We start from the raw sequence: 19,932 nt of genomic DNA on the forward strand, positions 1-19,932 counted from the left end.
CAACTCAATAACCCCATGTAATAAAAACAAATAAGTGAAATAAAAACAAAACAGTGAATATTAATTTCAACAATCAAGTTTGACAGGGATTCAATATTTGATGGAATGGGGAATAATATTGTGAGATTGAAAACAAGACGAGAAACCTTGGCCAAACAATCCATAGTAGATGGCTATTTCGATTTCACTGCGATTGCACATTTGCAAAACAACATAGCGCCAGAGGTTTGGAGCATGCTGCGCTCTTCCCACGGGGAACCATTATCTAATATGAGCGCTTCATCGCTTACTAACTTTTATAAATACTTATGTGTTGCTCTGCGAATTGATATCAAATCGTTGATTGAACCTGATTTGTTTGAGTCGCAGGCAAAAGCATCAAAAAACGTAGAAGATCTCTGGATTTCCATGCTGAAAGGTTTCCTTTGTAACTTCCAGGACATTCCTTTGTTTGAGCGAACAGAGCGCGTGTGCTGGGTGGCTGTAAAACTCAACCCAAAAGATTTTTGTTATGTTCCAGACGCTCTGAAAAAAATTGAGTTATGTCTGCTTGCTATGGAAAAAGAACCGACCATGTTGTTCTTTCTTCCTGACCATCTTTTGAATAAGTCCTTATACAAAAAAGCGGTAAGCCTGAATGCGCAACTGATCCATCAAATTCCTGCTCAGCACCTCAAGAAGGACATTTGGCTGACCGCCCTTGGGAAAGATGGCCTTCTGTTGCGTTTCTGCCCTGTAAATATCGTAACGTCGGACATGGCTAACGCTGCTGTTCGCTCCAACGGGGGTGCCATCGTCTTCGTGCCCCCGCGCCTGCTAACAGGCAAGCTGTGCGAGACTGCAATCGGTTCATGCCCCCACGGGGCCTGTCTTGACGACATTCCGCCCTCCTTCCAAACCGAAAAGCTCCGTCTTCTTGCCGTTTCTAGAAACCCGATGATGCTCGGTCAGATACCCCCACAGGAACAAACTGAAACGATTCGTTTAGAGGCCATAAAGCGCGATGGCAGGGCCATTCAGTTCATCCCCTGTGCCGAGCAAAGCAGACTTATTTGTTTTCACGCATTGCTTAACACGCTCGACAGCCATCCCTGGGTGTCCACTCTGCATCTGTATCAAAGCATTTTACTTCTACAGCAAATCAATCCTGACCCCCGGTTTCCTGAAACTGGCACTGAAGCAGTACGCCAACTTGTCAAAGACAAATGTAGCATATGCGAATTATTTGCTAAGGCCTACCTTTCCCAGTTCCAAGCCAATGAAGTTGTTCCACAAATCCAGCAATCTGTTCGTAATGCTCAAGCTCTGAATAGGGTATATAACACCGTCGAGTTGATCCAATTGTTCCGGAAATTAAAAATCAAGGGCGTGTTGTTCGGTCAAGCTCTGAATTTGTAATCAAGACCTAACCACTGATCTGGGTATTATGATCGTAGATATCGATTGGCCATAACGCTTCTGAATGCCAGTCTCGACGATCAACTACCCAGAAACTCTCCATGAATTCTATATAGAAACTGTTTTTACCATTCGTTTCAGGTAACAGCGGTAGCAGCTCTTCCAATTAAAATATTTTGCAGAAAGGTATATTTACATTCCATAGGAACACTGCAACAATGGGTTTTGCTTCAAGTCAGTCGACCGGTCGCATGACCGAACTCACTCAACATAGGGATACAAACGCATGAAACGTGTGCTCCAATTCTCGGCTCTGGCTATCGCTGCTGTGCTGGCCACCGGCTGCTCGTCTCATTTCACCAAAGAGACCGAAGCGCGCCTGACCGCCAACGAAGACGCGATCTCCAAAGCTCAGCAGACCGCTGATTCGGCTTCGCAGAAAGCTGATGAAGCCCTGGCCGCCGCCCAAAAGGCGCAGCAGACCGCTGACGAAGCCAACGAGCGCGCTCTGCGCATGCTCGAAAAAGCCAGCCGCAAGTAATTCCGGCAGGCAGTGAAAAAACGGCGCCTAGGGCGCCGTTTTTTTATAGGCGCCAGCTGGCGCAGAACCCGACTTCTCTCGATGCCAGGCCTTCTCCACCTGATGCCTCATAGACTCAATATTAAAGCCCATCAATTGACGTTTCGGTATAGCAGGACTATACTGATAACCTAGCGATCAACGACAGGACGTGACACCAATGGGCGCTCCAACCCTTCAAGATTTCACCCTGGTTACTTCAAACCCGGTCAAGATTGCTGAATACCAACGATTTTCTAACGCTTCACTGCGTATCGAAACAGGCGAAGACCTCGACGAGGTCGATGGTAATCCAGATGAAGTCATCATTCACAAAGCTCTAGCCGCAGGGCCAGGCCGCATGGTCGAAGACTCCATCATGGTCATTGATGGCCAGCCCATGATCGACATTCGCTGGCGTAAAGACGCTCTGCTCGCCGGCGAAATCCAGCATCCCGCCAAAGCTATCTGGCAGGTGCGCCTGGGCATTCTTCACGAGGGTGTGGTGTACGCCTACCTCGGCGAGACCTATGGCACCATATGCCCTTATGACACACCAGGCTTTGGCATCGACCCAATCATTCGGGTGGATGGCGTAGGTCAGTCCCTTTCAGCCATGGACAAAGCCGGTACCAAAGACCCCGTGTCAGCTCGCAAATTTGCATTCGATGCCGTGGTCAACCAACTGCCCTACCTCACCGTTAAAGTTGACCTGGTAGCCCCTTGGACAGGCCGTTATCAGAACGAAGATTGATGTGAAAATATCATATCAATTTACCATCAATCTTGTTGACAGCCTGTCAATTGAAGACAATAATTACATTCACACCTACACCAGATTCATCGGAGATTCATATGTCTACTGAAAAGAAAAAGGCGCTCCAAACAGCGTTGTCGCAGATCAACAAGCAGTTCGGCGATGGCTCGATCAGGCGCATGGGCGATAGCGAGCGTGCGCCTATCGACTCTTTTTCTACCGGCTCCCTGGGTCTGGACGTGGCACTGGGCATCGGCGGCCTGCCGCGTGGTCGCATCATCGAAATTTACGGCCCGGAATCGTCTGGTAAAACCACCCTGACCCTGTCCGTGATCGCCCAGGCGCAAAAAGCCGGTGCGACCTGTGCTTTCGTCGACGCCGAACACGCTCTCGACCCTGAGTATGCCGCCAAGCTGGGTGTAAACGTCGACAACCTCCTGGTCTCCCAACCCGACACTGGTGAGCAAGCGCTGGAAATCACCGACATGCTGGTGCGTTCGAACGCGGTCGATGTCCTGATCGTCGACTCCGTGGCGGCGCTGGTGCCAAAGGCTGAGATCGAAGGCGAAATGGGTGACATGCACGTGGGCCTGCAAGCCCGTCTGATGTCCCAGGCGTTGCGTAAAATCACCGGTAACATCAAGAACGCCAACTGCCTGGTGATCTTCATCAACCAGATCCGCATGAAGATCGGCGTGATGTTCGGTAGCCCGGAAACCACCACCGGTGGTAACGCGCTGAAGTTCTACGCGTCGGTTCGTCTCGATATCCGCCGTACTGGCTCGGTGAAGGATGGCGAAGAAGTCATCGGCAGCGAAACCCGCGTCAAAGTTGTAAAGAACAAGGTCGCTTCACCATTCAAGCAAGCCGAGTTCCAGATCCTTTACGGTAAGGGTATCTACCTACACGGCGAGATGATCGACCAGGGTGTTCTGCACGGGTTCGTCGAAAAATCCGGTGCCTGGTACGCCTACAACGGCACCAAAATCGGTCAGGGTAAGGCTAACTCGGCAAAATACCTGGCGGATAACCCGAAGGTCGCGGCAGCGCTCGAGAAGCAACTGCGCGACAAGCTGTTGGGCAACAACGGTGTGATCGAGGCGGTCAAACCGAAGGTGGTGCCGGCTGAGGCTGCCGAGAAGTTGCGCCCAGCTGCCGAGATCCCTGCCCCTGTAATCAAACCACAGGTAGATGAGGAAGAAGAGTTCGATGAACTGGCCGACGGTGAACGCCCGGCTCACCGGGAGCCCCTGGACGATGACGAGTACTTCGCGCAGCCGATCAGTACCCTGTTGAGCTCCGACACGTCGCCTTCGGTTGAGGTCATCACCCCAGTCATCACCCCGGTGACCGATGGAGCAGCACCAACCACCGGTGATCAAAAGTCGTGGTTCGACAAGGCCATGGAGAAGGACATTCTGTACATGAGCGGCCCTCATGTTTACTACGAAGGTCAAAACATCGCCAAGGGCAAGGTGGCGGCCAAGCTGGCCATCGAATCCAACCTGGGTCTGTTTAACATTATCCAGTCCTTGATTCGATAACCCCCACTGCATCACCGACGGCCCGAAAGGGCCGTCATACATTTGAAGGGAAGGAGCTCTTTTCAATGGTCAAGATCACTTACATTGCCGAGGCGGTACCCAATCCAGCAGCGTGCTTTGAACACTTCTGGAACAACCTGCCTTGGGAGCAGCGCGATGTACCCCGGCGCGAGTGTTTTTTCAGTGACAACGGTAAACCCTACACCTATGGTCGCGGCCTCGGTGCCAAAACCTACTACCCCGCTGCGGGCTGGGACGATCTGATTGCTGAGATCAAGCAAAAAGCCGAAGCCGACTTTGGTGTCAAATTTGAGGCCTGCTTTTGCAACGGCTACAACGATGAGCACGATTCGTTGAACTGGCATGCCGACGACAGCGAAGTCATTGATCACAAACGGCCAATTCTGGTGTTCAGCTTCGGCGCGAAACGCGAGATCTGGTACAAAGGCATGGACGGCATCGTTCATAAGCAAATGTTGGAATCAGGCTCGTTGTTTGTGATGCCTGCCGGCATGCAGCTGACGCATCTGCACCGCATTCCAAAGCACAGCGCCTCATGCGGCCCGCGTGTCAGCTTGACCTTCCGAGGGCTCTTGCAGGCCCATGAGATCGGACAAGATGAGCGTGACAGGCAGAAAGCGATTGATGTCTTCAGAGGCCTTGGTCTCCTGTAATGCTCAGCAGAGGAGTGAAACATGAAACAGAATGGCATTTCAGACCATGACCTTGCGTGGAATGCTACCTTGGATGGCCTCCGAGGTGATCACCCATGATGCCTAGCAAAAAGGAAGTGCGCCGGCTGATGCGGGTCATTGCCAAGACGACCCGGCAGGGCACTCTGTTCCACGGCGGTATCTACACCAAGGACGAGCTAGCCGACGTCATCGACGCTGCAATCTCAGAATCCATTGCGCTCGATGTGATGACGGTGGTTCGCCCGCAAGCGGCCTGGGCGCTTAGCGATGGCCCCGTACTGTGGTGGAAGTTGCCGGTCTCCGAGCCTCCTTACCTGGGCACGCCCAGGGACGACCGCTGGCCCGGCGATCACACCCACTGGACGCCCCTGCCGACTCCATCACTCGGTTGACCACCAAGGCTGCCTACAGAAATTGCTTGCCTTCCTGATTCATGCTGTTAACCTGGAATGCTGATTTAAGGGGGCAGATATGAAGCAGAAAGACATCCACGACAGGTATTCCCGATTGTGCAGTCAATCGAGGAATCAACATGTCCAGAACTATCCGTCGCGGGAAACCCTCGCGTAATTTCGCCCGCTACAATCGGATCGGCGTCATCGATCACGAGAACCGGGTTTACTTTTCCTATAGGGCTGGCGACTTCCAACAGACCTGGTGTGAAGGCGATGGCAAGTCCTACGAGGAGTACGCCGCCCGAGAGATTCGGTGGTTCCATTCTGACTTCCGTAGCCGCAGGTTCAGCAATGTACCCCGCGCCTGCCGCAAGGCCGATAATGATGCGCAAAAGGCCAAGCACCTGCAGGCCATTCGCGTAGCGCTCAGCACTGGCGACTACGATGTTTGCTTGTCAGTGCTGGAGAAGTTCTATAGCTGGCGTTATTATTGATGCAAAGCTCGACCACCATGGTTGGTCGGGCCCTTTGTTGCCAAACCTTTGAACGCCAAGGCAAGGCCCTCTGGGTGGGCGTTGTTAGCCTGAAATACAGACTTGAGGAAGAAATTATGACGGTGAAATACATCCACGACAGGTACTCCCGATTGTGCAGTCCAATCGAGGAGTCAAGATGTCCAGAACCTTCCGACGCGGGAAACCCTCGCGTAATTTCGCCTACTACATTCGGCTCGGCGTAATCGATCACGAAAACCATGGGTACTGCTTCAAACGTGATGGAGTATTTATCCATTCCTGGGACGACGGCAAAGGGAAAACCTACGCTGAGTACGTCGCCGAAACCATCCGGGTGTTTCATACGGACTACCGTACTTACAGGTTCAACAGTGTGCCGCGTGATTACCGCAGGCGTGATCGCGACATGCAAAAGGCCCAGCACTTCCAGGCCATTCGCAAGGCACTGAGCACCGGTGATTTCGATGTATGCCTTTCTGCGCTGCAGAAATTCAATAGCTGGGATTACTGGTGATAACGAGCCCGACCGCCGCAAGGTGGCCGGGCTTTTATTTTTTGACTGAGTGGTCGACACCCTCTCCTTTCCAGCTAGGCATATATGATAAATTGACGGCTTACTCTGCCAAGAGCGGCAGCGTGTCTTCGTAGGATTCATTTTCCATGTTTGACCATGTGTACCAGGCAATTGCCTGGCTGAAAGGCTACCCTGACGCCTACTCAGCCGGCATGGGCGCGGCCTTGTTGATTTTTGCAGCCCTTAGCACCTTCTTGCTCAAAGTCATTTTCATCAACGGTATCTACCGTTTGTTCAGTCAGTCCCCGCTGGTTCAGACCTTCCAACAGCTGCCGACCAAGGTGATTTCACGCATCCTTCACGTGGTGCCGGCTTTGTCGATCATGTACGGGGTTCCCTACATCCCGGAAATTTCAAAAACCATCAGCACGATCATTGCAAACCTTTGCAGCGCCTTTATCGTGATGACACTGGCCCTTGCGCTGTGCGGCGTATTGGACATGATCAATACGGCCTACCAAAGCCGACCACGGGCCACGCAGCGGACGATCAAAAGCTACATTCAGATCTGTAAAATTGTCGTTTACTGCCTGACCACCATCCTGTGCATTGCCGCCCTGGTCGACAAGTCTCCATTGATCATGTTCTCCGGCCTCGGTGCGCTGGCGGCGGTTGCGGTACTGGTCTTTCAGTCAACCCTGCATAGCCTAGTCGCCAGCATTCAGATTTCTTCCAGCGAGATCGTACGCCTGGGCGACTGGATCGAGGTTCCTCAGTTCAATGCCAACGGCGACGTGATTGACATCGCGCTTCACCAAATTCTCGTCAGAAATCATGACTTTACGTTATCTACAGTGCCGACCCGAGCGATAGTTGAAGGCGCATTCCGTAATATGCGTGGTATGAGGGAGGCAGGGGGGAGACGGATTATGCGTTCACTCTTCATCGATCAAAATACCGTCGGTTTTTTAAGCCCCGAGGAAAAGACTGCCCTCTCCCGCTTCAGCCTGCTGCGCGATTACCTCATTGAGAAGGATCGGGAGATCAATGCCTGGAACGAGAAACTGCCAGAAGCCGGCAAAGATGAGGTCAACCAGCGTCGACTGACCAACTTGGGTACATTCCGGGCGTACCTCGAACAGTACCTGCGCAACCACCCCGGCGTGCACCAGGACATGACCCTGATGGTTCGCCTGCTCGATCCGACCCCGACCGGGATACCAGTTGAAATCTACGTATTTGCCAACACCACGGTCTGGGTCGATTATGAGCGAATCCAGGGCGATATCTTCGATCACGTGATTTCGATCCTACCGGAATTTGGCTTGAGCGTGCACCAGCAGCCCTCCGGAGTTGATCTCAGGTCGTTGCGATCTGATTTCGACCGACTCAGAGCTTAAGCCCACACCGGCGCCCCTGACGCCTCTCAGGGGCTTTCCCAGCACCCCGCACAAGGAAGCTTATGACTCTTCGAGACACCCCAGACCAATACAGCGCCTGCCTGACTGTCACCGACTTTCCTTTCGCGAAGCGACGGCATATTGCAGCGTTTGGCCCGACTAGCGATACGGCCCAGGAAATGTGCACCCTCCTCGCGACCCAGGAAGGCTGGACGGCACCCAAGCGCTGGCAGTGGTGGCGCCGTAGGGATGCCAAAGTACCGTACGTCAGTCATTCTTGCTGATCCGAACGGGCCTCCAAAAGGCCCTTGCGGTTAAGCTCAACCTTTCCTTCGAAAGTTGTCCGTGTCGATCACGAAGGCCGGATCGAAGTCGATGACTTCGCCGGGATACCCTCGCTGATTCGAAACAACCCGGCACCCGTAGACGTCGTAGTCAGCCCGCTGATGATTGTGACCGTGCACGAAGAGGTCGAATCCGCTCAGAATGTCTTCCCAGCGGTTGGCAAAAGACGCATCCAGGTGCGTTCCGGCATCAGGGTGGCCGTGAAGGGACTCCACTGACGGTGCATGGTGCGTAATGCCCACCGTGTGGCCAGCGAATGGTTCTTCGAGCTTGCGCATGAACCAGGCCTTAGCCCTGCGGCATTCATAGGCAAAATGATCCGGATTAACCCGCTTGAACAACGCCGTCCGAATCTTTTTAAAATCAGTCAGAGCTGTCGCCGCCAGCTTCGCCATGGGTTCGTTACCCGAAGCGGTGTAATCCGTCCAGGCGGTCGCACCGAGGAAGCGCACGTCATCGATGATGACCTCGTCGCAATCGAGCACTTTGACGTTGGGCGTCTTGGCGGCAGCTTCGCGCATTTTCACCAGGTTGCGGCCCAGCTCGCCCCCGTAGTACTCATGATTGCCGGGGATGTACAGCACCGGGCAGCTGAATGCGCTGGCCGCCCACTCGATGCCACGGGTTTTCAGTCCGATATCACCGGCCAGGATCACGACGTCGACGTCGGTCAATGAGGGCTCGAACGGCGAAAACTCAATATGCAGGTCAGACAGCACCAGGATTTTCATGTCACCTCCAGTTCAATGCCGAAAGGGTACACAACATAGAGCATGCATTGCCAGCGGACAGTTCTCGAGAGATCGCACATCCGGCGAAGCCGGCTCGCTTTTTGGCAATAACTCGAATCAGGGTTTTGGGTCACCAACACCGAGAATAAGCTGTAGAATACAGGAGCACACTTCCACCGCCAGGTGGGCTTATTGTCGCTGTATCAGGAGCCGTTATTCATGGGGATTCTCAAAGCAGCCGCAGGCAAGGCTCTGGAAATGGGCGCCTCTAAAGGCTTGTCACGTGTCCTTACCGCAAGTTCCTCGGGTTTGCTCAAGCGCCTGCCTGCTGCGCTGATCGTGGAAACGGCCTTGACCGTTGGTAAGGAGTCCATTGCGGTCATGCGCAAGGAAAAGACCCTGCTACAAGCCGCCGACACCCTTGGGGAGAAGACTGCTGAAATCGGCGGGGCTTCCGTCGGGGCCGCCCTCGGGATCGCTGCGGCAGGGGCTGTAGGCGGGGGTTTGATCGTGACGGCCTCTGTGTCCGCTGGCGCCGCGTATTGCCTGGGAGTTGCCGGGCAGAAAGCCTATCAGGCGACCAAGGCCCATTTTGCTCCCAAAGAGGAACCGGAATCACCCCCACTGTCGATCACAGACGACCGTACACCCGAGGCCTGAGTCCCGGTTCGTCGCGTTGCGCCCGCGTTAGCGCAAGCCCCATACTGAGAAAAAACATTGGGGCTTTTCCATGAGCGATCTAGACGCAACTTACCAACGCCGCAGAGCCGACCAGGTTGCATGGGGCGTCACGTTAGCGACTCGTTTCTGCCGTGCCCTAGAGAAAATGCCGGAAGCTATCGGTTACCTGCCCGCACCCAGTAATGGTAGCGGCGAGAGCAAAGATAATTGGACGCCATCCACGCTGCGCCGGGCAATTGAAGTCAACATCGCCCGGTGCGCTGAAACCGTCAACCATGAAGCATTGAAGATCTATCGTGAGCACGGGGTAGGCCTCGTGATCTTCGAGCGCTATGACAGTTTCTTGGAAAACCAGGAACTGTACTCACCCCACCCTCGCGATATCTTGAATCGCGGTACAGTTTTTCCGAATCCTCTGGAAGCCGTCGGCACGTTGATATCCGGTTATTCGAGAAGCGATCTCTATGAAGCTGCCTGCATCACCGAGGCCGACTTCGACGAGACCCTGTCGGTTCTCATGATCATGGGTGGAAATCACTACAAGAACGATCCCCAGTACGTCTCGAAAATGTTTCGTGACATGGGCTTCCTGTTCATGAACCTCAATAACAGCCGTCGCTTGAGCTACGCCAGCGATAAATTCCTCGCCGAGGGTGGTATCTCCCTGTGCCGGGACTATGACTCAGATCTAAGCTTCGATGACTCGGTGCTGAAAATCATCAAAAAGATCCGGAACATGGATTTCAACCCAGAAACCCAGAACGTGATGCTACCGTTCGCGCTAGAGAGCGAAGTGAAAGCCGGCGTGCGTGATTTTGACCCGGTCATCGTCTTTCAATCGTTTATGAATGCCTTGAGTCGCGGGCAAGACAAGGTGGTCAGTTGGCTGGGGGAGAACACCAACCTTCGGGCCATCTTCCAGCGCATGCACGAACTCTACCAGATCAACAAAGATCCGAATGCGATCATCCTCGGCAACCAGAAGCGCTTCACTCCGCTGATGCTGCTGCGTGCGATAGATGAATCAAAGAGTGCCAAAGTAGAGCCTGCGCGCATCCCAGCGTTGTTCAACGCTTGCATGTCAGCGGGCATGGACACGTTGATCAATGACAAAGGCCATCTCTTCACCTTGATCTCCAAGTACGAACGTAAAGGCTGTCTGGATCTGGATAAGTTGGAAGAGTTCAATGATGAACTCGGGAAGCACACTGAGGTGCTCAACCTCACTGCCGCGATGAAGCTGTGCAAAGGCCATGTGCTCAAGGCCAATCCAGCTGCCTTGGCACGGATAAAGCAGATGCTTACCGACGACAAGGTGAATGCCATCGCCGGCGCCGATGAAGCGACCATCCAGCGGCTGTTTACCGACCCTACCAGCGAAAGCTACCGGATAAAGCTTGGCCTGAGCATGGGTGACGCCTTTGCCTACAAAGGTAAGACCACCCAGTCGCTACAATTTCGCGCTGAGTCCTTTTCAAAAGACCTCGGCCTTTGAGGCACGGGGCTCAAGTACTGAGCCCTCCCCTGCATCGCCCGACTGATCAACCATTCAAATCTACCCGAGAGCTTCCATGACATTCGATCACCGCCGTACATGGCCAACAACGTCGGAAAGGGCCGTAAGCAACGCCAGGATCTACTGCGAGCAACTGGAGAACATGCCAGAAGCAGCAGGCTACTTGCCGGCACCTATGTCTCCTGACCGTAAGAGTCCGAGATACATGACCCCACAATCCTTGCGTAGGGAGGTGGAACAGCACATCTGCGAATGTGCCATGGAGGGTAATCATGAGGCATTGGCCATTTTCCGTGATCATGGAGTACCCCTGGCTATTTTCGAACGGTACGATTGCTACCTTGACGACCCTGCCCTGGACGACTCCAGCCCGCAGACCATCCTTTACAGTAAGGTAATCTTTCCAAATCCGCTCAAGCCATTGGGATCTGCCATTCTCGGATTTGGTCGGAAATTCCCAAAATCCGATAGGGAGCCCCTGGTCTCTGAAGAGGATTTTGTCGAAACGATGAATGTTCTCCGGAGCATGGGCGGTCACCGCTATATCTCCGAACCCCAGTACGTCGCAATGATGTTCAAGGACATGTACCTGAACAATTTCATGGGAAGTAGAGACAAGGAAAAAATGGTCACAGCCCTGTCCCATTTCCTTGAGAGCGGTGGAGTCTCCCTGTCCCGCGATGTGGACTCGGAGCTGACGTTCGATGAGTCGATCATCAAATGCCTCGACAACATCTCGCGCCTCGAGAAAAAGCCATGGGTGCATAACCAGATCCTGGACTATGCCATGGACGCCGAAGCCCTAAATGGGATCCGGGATTTTGACCCCGGTTTAGTCTTCAATCGATTTTTGGGTGCTCTCAAGAATGGAGAGCCCAAGGACATAACGCACCTTCGAGATACGACTCACCTGAAGGCAATTTTCTCGCGTTTGTATGAGATGTCGCCGATGGAAAGAACACCTACAGAGATCATCATGGGACGCCGGACTGATTTCACTCCATTGCGTTTGATCAAAGCTATTGATCAATCCCCACGAGGCGACGAAACCCTGACGGAACGTTTGTTTCATGTCGCGATGGAAGCCGGAATGAACGTACTGACCGCTGATCCCAAGCACATGATGAGTGTGATCAGACACTATACCCAGGAAGGTGCCCTTTACTTGAATGGGCACGATGGCTTCAATGCTGAACTTCAAAAATGCATTGGATCATTGAGTCTGGATGCTGCAATTAAGTTAGCTGATGGTCGTTATTTCAATACGAAAAAAATCGCCTTGGCCCACGCCAAGCAATTAATTGAAGCAGACAAGGTGGGAGCGCTCGCATCAGCCCACGAAAAGACCATTGAGACCCTGTTCAAATTCTCAGGCAGTGAAGAATTGCAGAAAGCTTTGGGCCTTGAGCGGAAAGACGCCTTCCTGAAAAAGTGCAAACTCACTCGGTCTATGAGCTTTCGTGCGGACTCCTTCGGTAAAGACCTGGGCCTGTAACTAAGATTTGGCCTTTACTCCTCGACGAACCTGACCCACTCTGTCCATCGCCTTGTTCAGCTGGCGCTTTGCGTCAGCCACGCCGGCGAGTCTACCCTCTTCAGAAGAAGCCTGCTCGCTGTAAAAAAGGTGGCGCATGACGTCACTCAAATTGGCGTCAATAAGCCGAAGATCGACCTCAAGGCGGTCGTACTCAGAACTGCGAGGAACGTTTTCCATCCCCGGCTCCCAATTTACATTCATTCCGTCAATTATTGGTGATTATTCTATGCCTGTTTCTTGACATTTACGAGAGCTTGTTAGCACTTCCATGACCGGTCATTCAGGGTTGCACCTTTCCGTGGATGAATATACAGTGTTATTGCTGCATGATTAACCACGAGGACAGGAGGTTTCATGTTGGGAAAGTCACTGATGGCTATCCTCATTTCCGCCACGTTTGGCCTTATCGTCTGGCAACGCATGCCCTTGGGCATGTTTGTCTTATTGGACATTGTGGTGCTGGCGACGTTGTTTGCGCCTCGCCAAGACGTCACGATGTTTGACAAGGGCTATGCGCGGTACCAGGCCAGGAAAGCCAATAAAGAGTCCACGATCATCATCGATCAGCAACCCGAGATGAGCGAAGCACTCAAGGTTTCCAGACTTGGACAATGGGGTAAAACGTTGAAGGGTCGCTTTAACCGACCCATCGTTTCACTGGCACGTTTCAAACCAAAGCCTCTGCGCATCAGTGCAAGATGGCGACGCAAAAAATCGGCAGAGCCTGTCGTAAAGGTCGAGCCATCCGTTTCCAAGAAAATGCGTAGTGATGGTTGGGTAGATCCATACCTGAGATATTGCGAAGAGACTGAAAACGGGGACAACAAAAAGGCGGCTTAGGCCGCCTTGTTTTTTCTCTTCACCCGATCAGCCAAACAGATCCAGCTGATCTTCTTCCATGACACGAGCACGTGTCGCCGTCTTGAGCGGTGGATCTTCCACATCCACTTCGCTGGCTACGACAACCTTCACCTCTGTAGTGGGCGCAACGGCTCCAGCGAAAATGTCATTCTGAACCTCTTGCCACGGTTGAGTGCTCAGCGCCTGCTCCTTGGTGATTTCGCCCAGGAAGGCACGGTAGATTAGGCCGTGACATGGTTGGGGCATACAGAAGCAGCCCAGCCGCTTGCCGCGCAAACTCTCCAGGTTGTCCAGGATCCACTGCCGGCGTTCTGGCTCTACGTTTTGATCAGCAGTCCCCTCCAGCCAGTACCAGAAGCGGTTCATGGCCTCGGTGCGGCTACTGACCCGTACTGCGCACTTGTCCCCGGACAAACCAAACGGGTTTCCCCAATGCATCATATTGGGCTGCTTAGGACGGCCAATGTATTCGTCGTAAGGCGCCTTGCCAATTTTAACAACACGCGTCAGCTTCATTCATCGCACCTCATTAAAGAGCTGGATAGAACCATTCACGCTTAGGTTGAACTTGGATTCACCACCGGCGACTTCAGGCACAGACACACTGCGAGAAGTCTTGTACGCCATCATCTGCATACCACCCACCTGGTTGTCATAACTCGGCATCACCTCGCCGACAGAAACATTCACCAGTCCATAGCTAGAGGCGCCAAAAGCGGTACTGGTCAACGTCGCCTTATCTTTAAACTCCGCCAGTGCCTTGTCGAGCATGGCCCCTTCTTGGGCCTTGCGGGCCTGATCGGACACCTTAAAAGTCATTCTGTCGATCTGCATGTCACCCGACAGGTCAGTCAGAACAGTCGAGAGCAGCTTGAAGTCCTGACTCTGTAGCGTGATGTCTACTCGCTCGCGCCAGGAAGCGATAGTCCCCTCAGCAGGTACTGGCTTGATATCCGGCTTGTCAGACGGATGTCTGGTTGTAAAGGAACCGGTTGGATCCTCGACCACCCTTTCGACGTAGATCGGGGTGGCCCTACGGTTGCCGGTGAAGACCTTGATGCCAGCCACTTTGTCGACCCGCTTCATGACTTTGTCCAGGGCTTCTGAGTTGCGGGCAAAAGCTTGCTCGGCGGTTGCCCCCTCAGCCTCATGGAACAGCTTGATTTCCATCGTGTCGTTGTTGATCACCTGCTCGACTTTGACAGAAAGGTTGATCAGATTGACCTTCGCCTCGTTGCCATTGTCGGTCACCTTGCACACTGCAGCCACACCACAAGGCCGGTGAGCAGGGGTTAAAGGCGATTGCGCGTTAGCCAAACCGGAGGCAACAACTGAGGACAAAATAAGGGCATGAATGCCCATAGCAATACGCATGGATGCTCCAATTTCAAGGTTTAGAAAGCAGAAATATCAAGGCCTACGATAACATATGCCATATATTGACTTCGAGTCGGGCGCAGGTATATTCGACGATTCTCAACCTTTTGCTCGCCGTCAGAGGTCTTCGCACATGTTTCTTCATCTGTACGACACGTACCACTCCGCACTGAATACTCTGCTCATATGGCTGACCATTGTCTTTGCCGCTTGGGTGCTTTTTGCTGTCCTTCTCCGTCGACACGAAAAGCCAAAAGTCGAAATCGAACGAAAATTTCTGGTTAAGCCAGAGTACCTGAAGGAACTCCTTGCCAGCGCCAGCAAGGTCGACATTATCGCCCAGGGATACCTGAACGACGATCCTGGCCGAACCGTTCGGGTAAGGCTGCACAACGACAATGGCGTATTAACCATCAAAGGGATTGGTAGCGCCTCTGGCATGTCGCGATTTGAATGGGAAAAAAACATCGCCGGCGCGGAGGCAAAGATGCTCATGCCCCTCTGCCTGCCTGGTTTGATCGAAAAACTCCGCCACCTTATACGTGTAGGCCACACCTTTGAGGTTGATGTGTTTGGTGGCGCGAATGCCGGCCTCGTCCTGGCAGAGATCGAGCTGTCCAGCGAAGATGAAGAGTTTGAACGTCCCGTCTGGCTGGGCGAAGAAGTGACCGGCGACAAGCGTTACTACAACTCGTACCTGGCCAAGCATCCGTTCACAACGTGGGCGCATTCCACTGAAGCGGCAGAGCCTTCAACCGCATCATAAAAATCGAACACCGGGGTCTGCAGGACTAACTCTGCAGGCCTGTATTCCCGCCAAAGACCCTGGACGAGATCACTATGTACTTTTCCTATTATCCAATTCTGCCTTCCTTGGGATTTTCGATCACATTCTTCATCACAGGCTTGTTTTGCACACTCTTTAACCTAAAGACACTCAAAGCAGGTTGGAGGCAAAACCTTACGCTTGACCTGGTGTTGAGCACGCTCGCTCTCTTATTATCTGTGCCGCTGACCGTATCACCGCTGCTTGCATGGTGCTTTCAGATACAGTCGCATGCCTTCGCAAACTTACTTTGTGGCTTTCAGGGGATGGTAATCTTCTTTTTGGCACTTGTAGGTATGTTCAGGACAAGAAACGACCCGGACGCCGGCTGGAGGGATCTGGGGTTGATGATATTGGCGACAGCCTTGATGATTATTCCGTGGATTGTAGGAGCTCAGACTGAAACTATCTAAGTCTTGATATATAAAAGCCCGCATCTTGTGCGGGCTTTTGCATTCTCGTTAAATATTTACTCCGACTTGAAGAATCTGTATGAATCTTTGCTGTAACGATACTTCATGATCCAGCGCTGTAGCGGGCTAAAACGTGAATTACGTGTGACGTCAGCCACAATGAGGTAATCAGGGGAGATGTCTGAGATTGCAAACTGTCCCTCATCGAACGATTCAAGGCCAAAAAACATATTCAATGGGCATTTTACGTTCTTCTGGAAGATTGGCTTGTTGATGTAATGTTCACTAACCAGAAGCCGGTAACCCGGTGCGTAGCCAGCCACATTGAATTCACGAGCACCATCGGCGCCGCAGACGACGCTGCCATAACCATCTTTGTCGACGTTCTCGCCAATCAGTTTTTCGTCAATCCCCAACTTTTTCAATACTGCGACATCGTTGCCATCGAACCTTATGTGCAGCGACCTGGAGTCGACGCCTGGTTTTTTATCGAACACCACTCCAGGCGATAGAAGGTCGAGTTTTAGCGTCACGGCCAGGGGTATTTTTTGGCCTTTTCGATTCACCAAGTAAACACTGCCTTCATAATTATCAGCAATGACTGGCCGGTTGTAACCGTAGATGATCTCGCCTACGAGTGCAGTAAGAAGGATCAAAGCAATCATCTTGGAAAACGGTATTGGTTGGGCTTTTGATTTAATTACCCACTTAGCATTTTCCTTGACTTGCCACATCGGGTCTAGCTTAAACAACAATTCTTTGAAGTATGGTGGCTGAACAAACGCGAAATACAACATAGCGGCCACAACGGAAAAGCCACCCACCCACATGTAAATGGGCATGATAATAAATGCGCTAGAACCAGGAATTAATGTCGCCAGCGCGGTGACGGGATAGCTCAGCACGCTGGATAGAAAATCAGGAAAAAACAGGTAGCCAAGTTCCTGCCTGATAATGTCAACCGCCATTTCGAATGGTACACCTTCAACACTCGACGCGAACAACCAGGCTGGCGCGAACACCATGACCATGAACAGAAACCAACCGCACCTGTAGTACACGATTTTGCTCTGAAGGGCTTCCTGCTCTGTAGTTAAACACGATTCCATATCTGGTATTCCTGGCGTTGTTTATCATGATACTATATTGACATCAAGCGAATGTCAATTGTTCAACAAACTTTATTCATTAACATATCATTCCCATGTAAATTAACCACTTATGATACGTGCAGCCTCAGATATAACACGACCAGTTTCACAATGCGGAGTTGCAGGAGCTCCCGATCCAGAACTAAGATGAAGTATTGCCACAAGAGGAACCTCCCATGAACAAGGCCCCTACCCTGGCCTCTACCCCAGAAGCCGTTTTGACCGCCTGGAACAAATACATCACGTCCAAAGGGCTTCCTCCAGATGACGTCGTTGGAAAAATGGAACCCGGTGATCGCTACGTCTGGGAGTACCACACTGGCAAGCCTACCTTGGCCATCCAAGATGGCATTGGCATTATGGAAGCATCTCAGGAACAGTATGACGAGGTCATCGACGCCATCGCCAAAGGTCAATTCAGTATCACCGCTTACGACCGCTTCGGCGAGGTATCGGCTGTTCTGCACAAGGCGACCGGCAACCCCTTGCAGCCAGAAAAAATTCGCCGCGAATATGACAGCGGCGGACTGACGTTTTGAACAAGTCGTACGAGTTTATTGAAAAGATTCTTCACGGCACAGGCCAGGGGCCTGCGAACAAGTGGCACGCGCTTGTTGAACGGGCCCTGCATGGCACAGGCCAGGGCCCTTTATACGATCCCGCAGTGTTTAACCTCGGGATGGCTGACATGACGCGCTATCAGCTCTTCGCCAATGTCAGGGGCGGAATAGGTAAAGCCTTAGCGAGAAGTGCAAAAGACCCAACAGCGCCACTGGCCGATGACTTTAACGCTCGAGCAATCAAACTGGTTGAGGATGCGCTGAACGGGGCAACGGTGGCTTATCCAGACGAACTGCGCAGGGCCGCGAAGGCTGAGTTCCTGATAGTTGGCTTCACCCAGCCCAGCGTTGCCATCAAGAACCTCCTCCTACAATCACCGCAGTTCGAGGAGTTTCGAAAAGACGTCTTCAGCCACGACCTTGGATTGTAGGGCCCGGTGACGAATCGTTTTAACCGAACCATCCCGCACTTGCAGTACACGATCAATCCCTTGGAGAACTTGCGAACATGCCTATCCTACTTGCCAACACTGCACACCAGGTCATGGACGCATGGGCAGCCAAGATCCTGTCAAAGCAAGCACTTCCGGACAACGTGGTCGGCAAAAACTCTTCAGGAACGCAGTTCATTTTCGAGGCGTGGGATGACATTCCGCTCTTTGCGGTGGTGATGGAAGACACGAAAGTGCGCTTAGCATCGAATGATGAGTACGACCAGGTGCTTGGTGAGATTGCCGGTGGAAGATTCCAGATCACCGAACTCGACCCGGTCGCCGCAGTGGAAACGGTCATCCATGAGGCGTCAGGAATACCGCTGCCAGTGAAACGCCTATCACCAGAATCAACCCCAGGCCTTTAACGGTACAGCCTGCAAAGGCCACCCGAGCAGGCAGCCTTTGGCTGAAGGTGCGATTATCGCATTGCCCAGGCCGACAGGGTGTGCGCGTCAGTGATCTTCCCGGTGCGAATCAGGACTTTAAATTCGTCCTCGGTGTACAGCAGGTTACCTTTGGTTTCTCCGTCAGTGACGGTGGTCACTTGTACCGCGTCGAGCGCCAGGTAGATTTCGACCGCACTGACGATGATCGAGGTGTTGGTGTGGATCTTCCCGAGGAACGACCAGGCCTCAGACACGTAACCAGTCTCCTCCTTCAACTCACGCTGGGCAGTTTCCAGCAGAGTTTCGTTCGGCTTGCGGCCACCACGCGGCAGTTCCAGGGAATCCTGATCAATAGCGCCACGGTAGTGGTTGACCATCAGGTACTTGCCATCAGTGGTTCTGGCGAGGATCACCGCAGCGTTAACCTCGTACTCTTCACTCACGAGGTAATACTTCCCACGCTTGATCACGTTGAAATACGGGGTTTCATGCAGGAGTTCAAACGGTTTGACGGGTGCGTTCATGTCGATTTCCTTATTCAGAGGCAGAGAGAGTACGGTCGAAAAAGAAGACTTTTTCTGGTTGAAGGTTTTCGTAGATGGTTTGGGCCCGGCCCATCAGCGGTTGGTTTTTGCGGTCAGTCTTCAGCACCAGGCCGGCTTCCGTCATCTTGTTGATGCGTTGCACCATGCTCGTCCGGGCCACCGGATAATTGAGGATCGAGGCGAACACGCTGATCGCGCCGGTGATGGTAAATTCCTGTGGCAGCAGTTGCAGGCCCAGGCTGCTGTAGAGGCACTTCGACGCAAGCCGCTCATAAATCATGCCAGCCAAGAGGTTGTGGTCAAATGCGAGCAGGATCTCGGAGGACAGAACGCCAGCCAGCGGCACCCACTGCTTGTCCCCTTCCAGGGCAATGGCGTCATCCACGAGACCAAGGTAGACGGTGGTGCTCGACCAGCAGCGCGGATCACGCACGCCGTTGCCTTCGGTTCCCACTTGTTCGGTGTACTTTACCGGGATGCCGACCTTGGGCGACGCCAGTAGGCGGGCCAGTGCGGCGTTGATGTCCTGGTCGATCATGTCACCATTGATCACGATGCCGGGCAGCGCCCACTGACCAAAGTAAGGTTGATCAGGGTCGAGGCGCTTCTGCAGCATGACCTCGATCACCTCACTCGCCTGGTTGAAGCGCAGCACACCGATGTCGACGGAGTGGAGGTAAGGTCTTTGTTGAGTGGTCATCCTGGAGTCCCCTTGAAAGATAAATTGGTGAT

At 52.8% G+C, this 19,932-nt stretch carries 24 protein-coding genes and 1 pseudogene; 18 read left to right on the forward strand and 7 right to left on the reverse strand.

Translation table 11 applies throughout. From position 1 onward, the window contains the following. Positions 1–147 precede the first annotated feature (147 nt). The 9 genes and pseudogenes from NQL71_RS32380 to NQL71_RS32420 all read left to right on the forward strand — a co-directional run bounded on the left by NQL71_RS32380 (position 148) and on the right by NQL71_RS32420 (position 7,777). Positions 148–1,398 (forward strand): DUF4116 domain-containing protein, encoded by a 1,251-nt coding sequence (locus NQL71_RS32380; RefSeq protein ID WP_274644928.1) that lies wholly within the window; start codon positions 148–150, stop codon positions 1,396–1,398. Positions 1,399–1,684: 286 nt separating this feature from the next. Next, positions 1,685–1,939, forward strand: a complete 255-nt coding sequence (locus NQL71_RS32385; RefSeq protein WP_274644929.1) for an Lpp/OprI family alanine-zipper lipoprotein — start codon at positions 1,685–1,687, stop codon at positions 1,937–1,939. A 199-nt stretch (positions 1,940–2,138) separates the two neighbouring features. Continuing rightward, positions 2,139–2,711 (forward strand): non-canonical purine NTP pyrophosphatase, encoded by a 573-nt coding sequence (locus NQL71_RS32390; RefSeq protein ID WP_274644930.1) that lies wholly within the window; start codon positions 2,139–2,141, stop codon positions 2,709–2,711. Positions 2,712–2,812: 101 nt separating this feature from the next. Beyond that, positions 2,813–3,847, forward strand: a pseudogene (gene recA / locus NQL71_RS32395) (recombinase RecA); the annotation flags it as partial. A gap of 476 nt (positions 3,848–4,323) precedes the next feature. After that, positions 4,324–4,932, forward strand: coding sequence for an alpha-ketoglutarate-dependent dioxygenase AlkB (locus tag NQL71_RS32400; protein WP_274644931.1), 609 nt, complete (start codon positions 4,324–4,326; stop codon positions 4,930–4,932). Positions 4,933–5,027: 95 nt separating this feature from the next. Then, entirely contained in the window at positions 5,028–5,345 is a 318-nt protein-coding gene (locus NQL71_RS32405; RefSeq protein ID WP_274644932.1) for a hypothetical protein, read from the forward strand. 140 nt (positions 5,346–5,485) lie between these two features. Next, the gene (locus NQL71_RS32410; protein ID WP_274644933.1) at positions 5,486–5,842 is read left to right on the forward strand and encodes a hypothetical protein; all 357 of its coding nucleotides are present in this window, start codon (positions 5,486–5,488) and stop codon (positions 5,840–5,842) included. A gap of 178 nt (positions 5,843–6,020) precedes the next feature. Further along, the gene (locus NQL71_RS32415) at positions 6,021–6,377 is read left to right on the forward strand and encodes a hypothetical protein (protein ID WP_274644934.1); all 357 of its coding nucleotides are present in this window, start codon (positions 6,021–6,023) and stop codon (positions 6,375–6,377) included. 146 nt (positions 6,378–6,523) lie between these two features. Continuing rightward, positions 6,524–7,777, forward strand: a complete 1,254-nt coding sequence (locus NQL71_RS32420; protein WP_274644935.1) for a mechanosensitive ion channel family protein — start codon at positions 6,524–6,526, stop codon at positions 7,775–7,777. Between the two features lie 320 nt (positions 7,778–8,097). On the opposite strand, the gene NQL71_RS32425 is transcribed toward NQL71_RS32420, so the two are convergent. Continuing rightward, positions 8,098–8,853: a metallophosphoesterase gene (locus NQL71_RS32425; protein WP_274644936.1), complete on the reverse strand. Its 756-nt coding sequence runs from the start codon at positions 8,851–8,853 to the stop codon at positions 8,098–8,100. Positions 8,854–9,072: 219 nt separating this feature from the next. On the opposite strand from NQL71_RS32425, the gene NQL71_RS32430 reads away from it, so the two are divergent. The 3 genes from NQL71_RS32430 (at position 9,073) to NQL71_RS32440 (ending at position 12,545) form a co-directional block, all read left to right on the forward strand. After that, positions 9,073–9,513, forward strand: coding sequence for a hypothetical protein (locus NQL71_RS32430; protein WP_274644937.1), 441 nt, complete (start codon positions 9,073–9,075; stop codon positions 9,511–9,513). 70 nt (positions 9,514–9,583) lie between these two features. Then, complete coding sequence (locus NQL71_RS32435; protein ID WP_274644938.1) at positions 9,584–11,029, forward strand: hypothetical protein; 1,446 nt, start codon at positions 9,584–9,586, stop codon at positions 11,027–11,029. A 76-nt stretch (positions 11,030–11,105) separates the two neighbouring features. Continuing rightward, positions 11,106–12,545 carry a hypothetical protein gene (locus tag NQL71_RS32440; RefSeq protein WP_274644939.1) on the forward strand — a complete coding sequence of 480 codons (1,440 nt, stop codon included), beginning with the start codon at positions 11,106–11,108 and terminating at the stop codon, positions 12,543–12,545. Here the strand turns inward: NQL71_RS32440 and NQL71_RS32445 are convergent, their stop codons facing one another. Further along, entirely contained in the window at positions 12,546–12,764 is a 219-nt protein-coding gene (locus NQL71_RS32445) for a hypothetical protein (RefSeq protein ID WP_274644940.1), read from the reverse strand. Between the two features lie 195 nt (positions 12,765–12,959). On the opposite strand from NQL71_RS32445, the gene NQL71_RS32450 reads away from it, so the two are divergent. Next, on the forward strand, positions 12,960–13,427 hold the full coding sequence (locus NQL71_RS32450) for a hypothetical protein (protein ID WP_274644941.1): 468 nt from the start codon (positions 12,960–12,962) through the stop codon (positions 13,425–13,427). Positions 13,428–13,454: 27 nt separating this feature from the next. Here the strand turns inward: NQL71_RS32450 and NQL71_RS32455 are convergent, their stop codons facing one another. Next, positions 13,455–13,964 (reverse strand): DUF4326 domain-containing protein, encoded by a 510-nt coding sequence (locus NQL71_RS32455; RefSeq protein ID WP_274644942.1) that lies wholly within the window; start codon positions 13,962–13,964, stop codon positions 13,455–13,457. After that, positions 13,965–14,822: an SIMPL domain-containing protein gene (locus NQL71_RS32460; protein WP_274644943.1), complete on the reverse strand. Its 858-nt coding sequence runs from the start codon at positions 14,820–14,822 to the stop codon at positions 13,965–13,967. It abuts the gene before it with no gap. Positions 14,823–15,039: 217 nt separating this feature from the next. Between NQL71_RS32460 and NQL71_RS32465 the strand changes: the two genes are divergently transcribed. Next, on the forward strand, positions 15,040–15,591 hold the full coding sequence (locus NQL71_RS32465) for a CYTH domain-containing protein (protein WP_274645081.1): 552 nt from the start codon (positions 15,040–15,042) through the stop codon (positions 15,589–15,591). Positions 15,592–15,665: 74 nt separating this feature from the next. Then, entirely contained in the window at positions 15,666–16,064 is a 399-nt protein-coding gene (locus NQL71_RS32470) for a hypothetical protein (RefSeq protein WP_274644944.1), read from the forward strand. 56 nt (positions 16,065–16,120) lie between these two features. On the opposite strand, the gene NQL71_RS32475 is transcribed toward NQL71_RS32470, so the two are convergent. Beyond that, complete coding sequence (locus NQL71_RS32475) at positions 16,121–17,095, reverse strand: hypothetical protein (RefSeq protein WP_274644945.1); 975 nt, start codon at positions 17,093–17,095, stop codon at positions 16,121–16,123. Between the two features lie 296 nt (positions 17,096–17,391). On the opposite strand from NQL71_RS32475, the gene NQL71_RS32480 reads away from it, so the two are divergent. The 3 genes from NQL71_RS32480 (at position 17,392) to NQL71_RS32490 (ending at position 18,634) form a co-directional block, all read left to right on the forward strand. After that, positions 17,392–17,754 (forward strand): hypothetical protein, encoded by a 363-nt coding sequence (locus NQL71_RS32480; RefSeq protein WP_274644946.1) that lies wholly within the window; start codon positions 17,392–17,394, stop codon positions 17,752–17,754. Continuing rightward, on the forward strand, positions 17,751–18,206 hold the full coding sequence (locus NQL71_RS32485; RefSeq protein ID WP_274644947.1) for a hypothetical protein: 456 nt from the start codon (positions 17,751–17,753) through the stop codon (positions 18,204–18,206). The genes NQL71_RS32480 and NQL71_RS32485 overlap by 4 nt, the downstream gene beginning before the upstream one ends. A 77-nt stretch (positions 18,207–18,283) precedes the next feature. Continuing rightward, positions 18,284–18,634 (forward strand): hypothetical protein, encoded by a 351-nt coding sequence (locus tag NQL71_RS32490; RefSeq protein ID WP_274644948.1) that lies wholly within the window; start codon positions 18,284–18,286, stop codon positions 18,632–18,634. Positions 18,635–18,687: 53 nt separating this feature from the next. On the opposite strand, the gene NQL71_RS32495 is transcribed toward NQL71_RS32490, so the two are convergent. Together NQL71_RS32495 and NQL71_RS32500 are read right to left on the reverse strand one after the other, a co-directional pair. Then, entirely contained in the window at positions 18,688–19,179 is a 492-nt protein-coding gene (locus NQL71_RS32495; protein ID WP_274644949.1) for an NUDIX hydrolase, read from the reverse strand. A gap of 10 nt (positions 19,180–19,189) precedes the next feature. Beyond that, on the reverse strand, positions 19,190–19,900 hold the full coding sequence (locus NQL71_RS32500; RefSeq protein WP_274644950.1) for an NUDIX hydrolase: 711 nt from the start codon (positions 19,898–19,900) through the stop codon (positions 19,190–19,192). Positions 19,901–19,932 lie beyond the last annotated feature (32 nt).

Origin of the sequence: Pseudomonas serbica (assembly GCF_028823535.1) — a bacterium.
GTDB lineage: Bacteria > Pseudomonadota > Gammaproteobacteria > Pseudomonadales > Pseudomonadaceae > Aquipseudomonas > Aquipseudomonas serbica.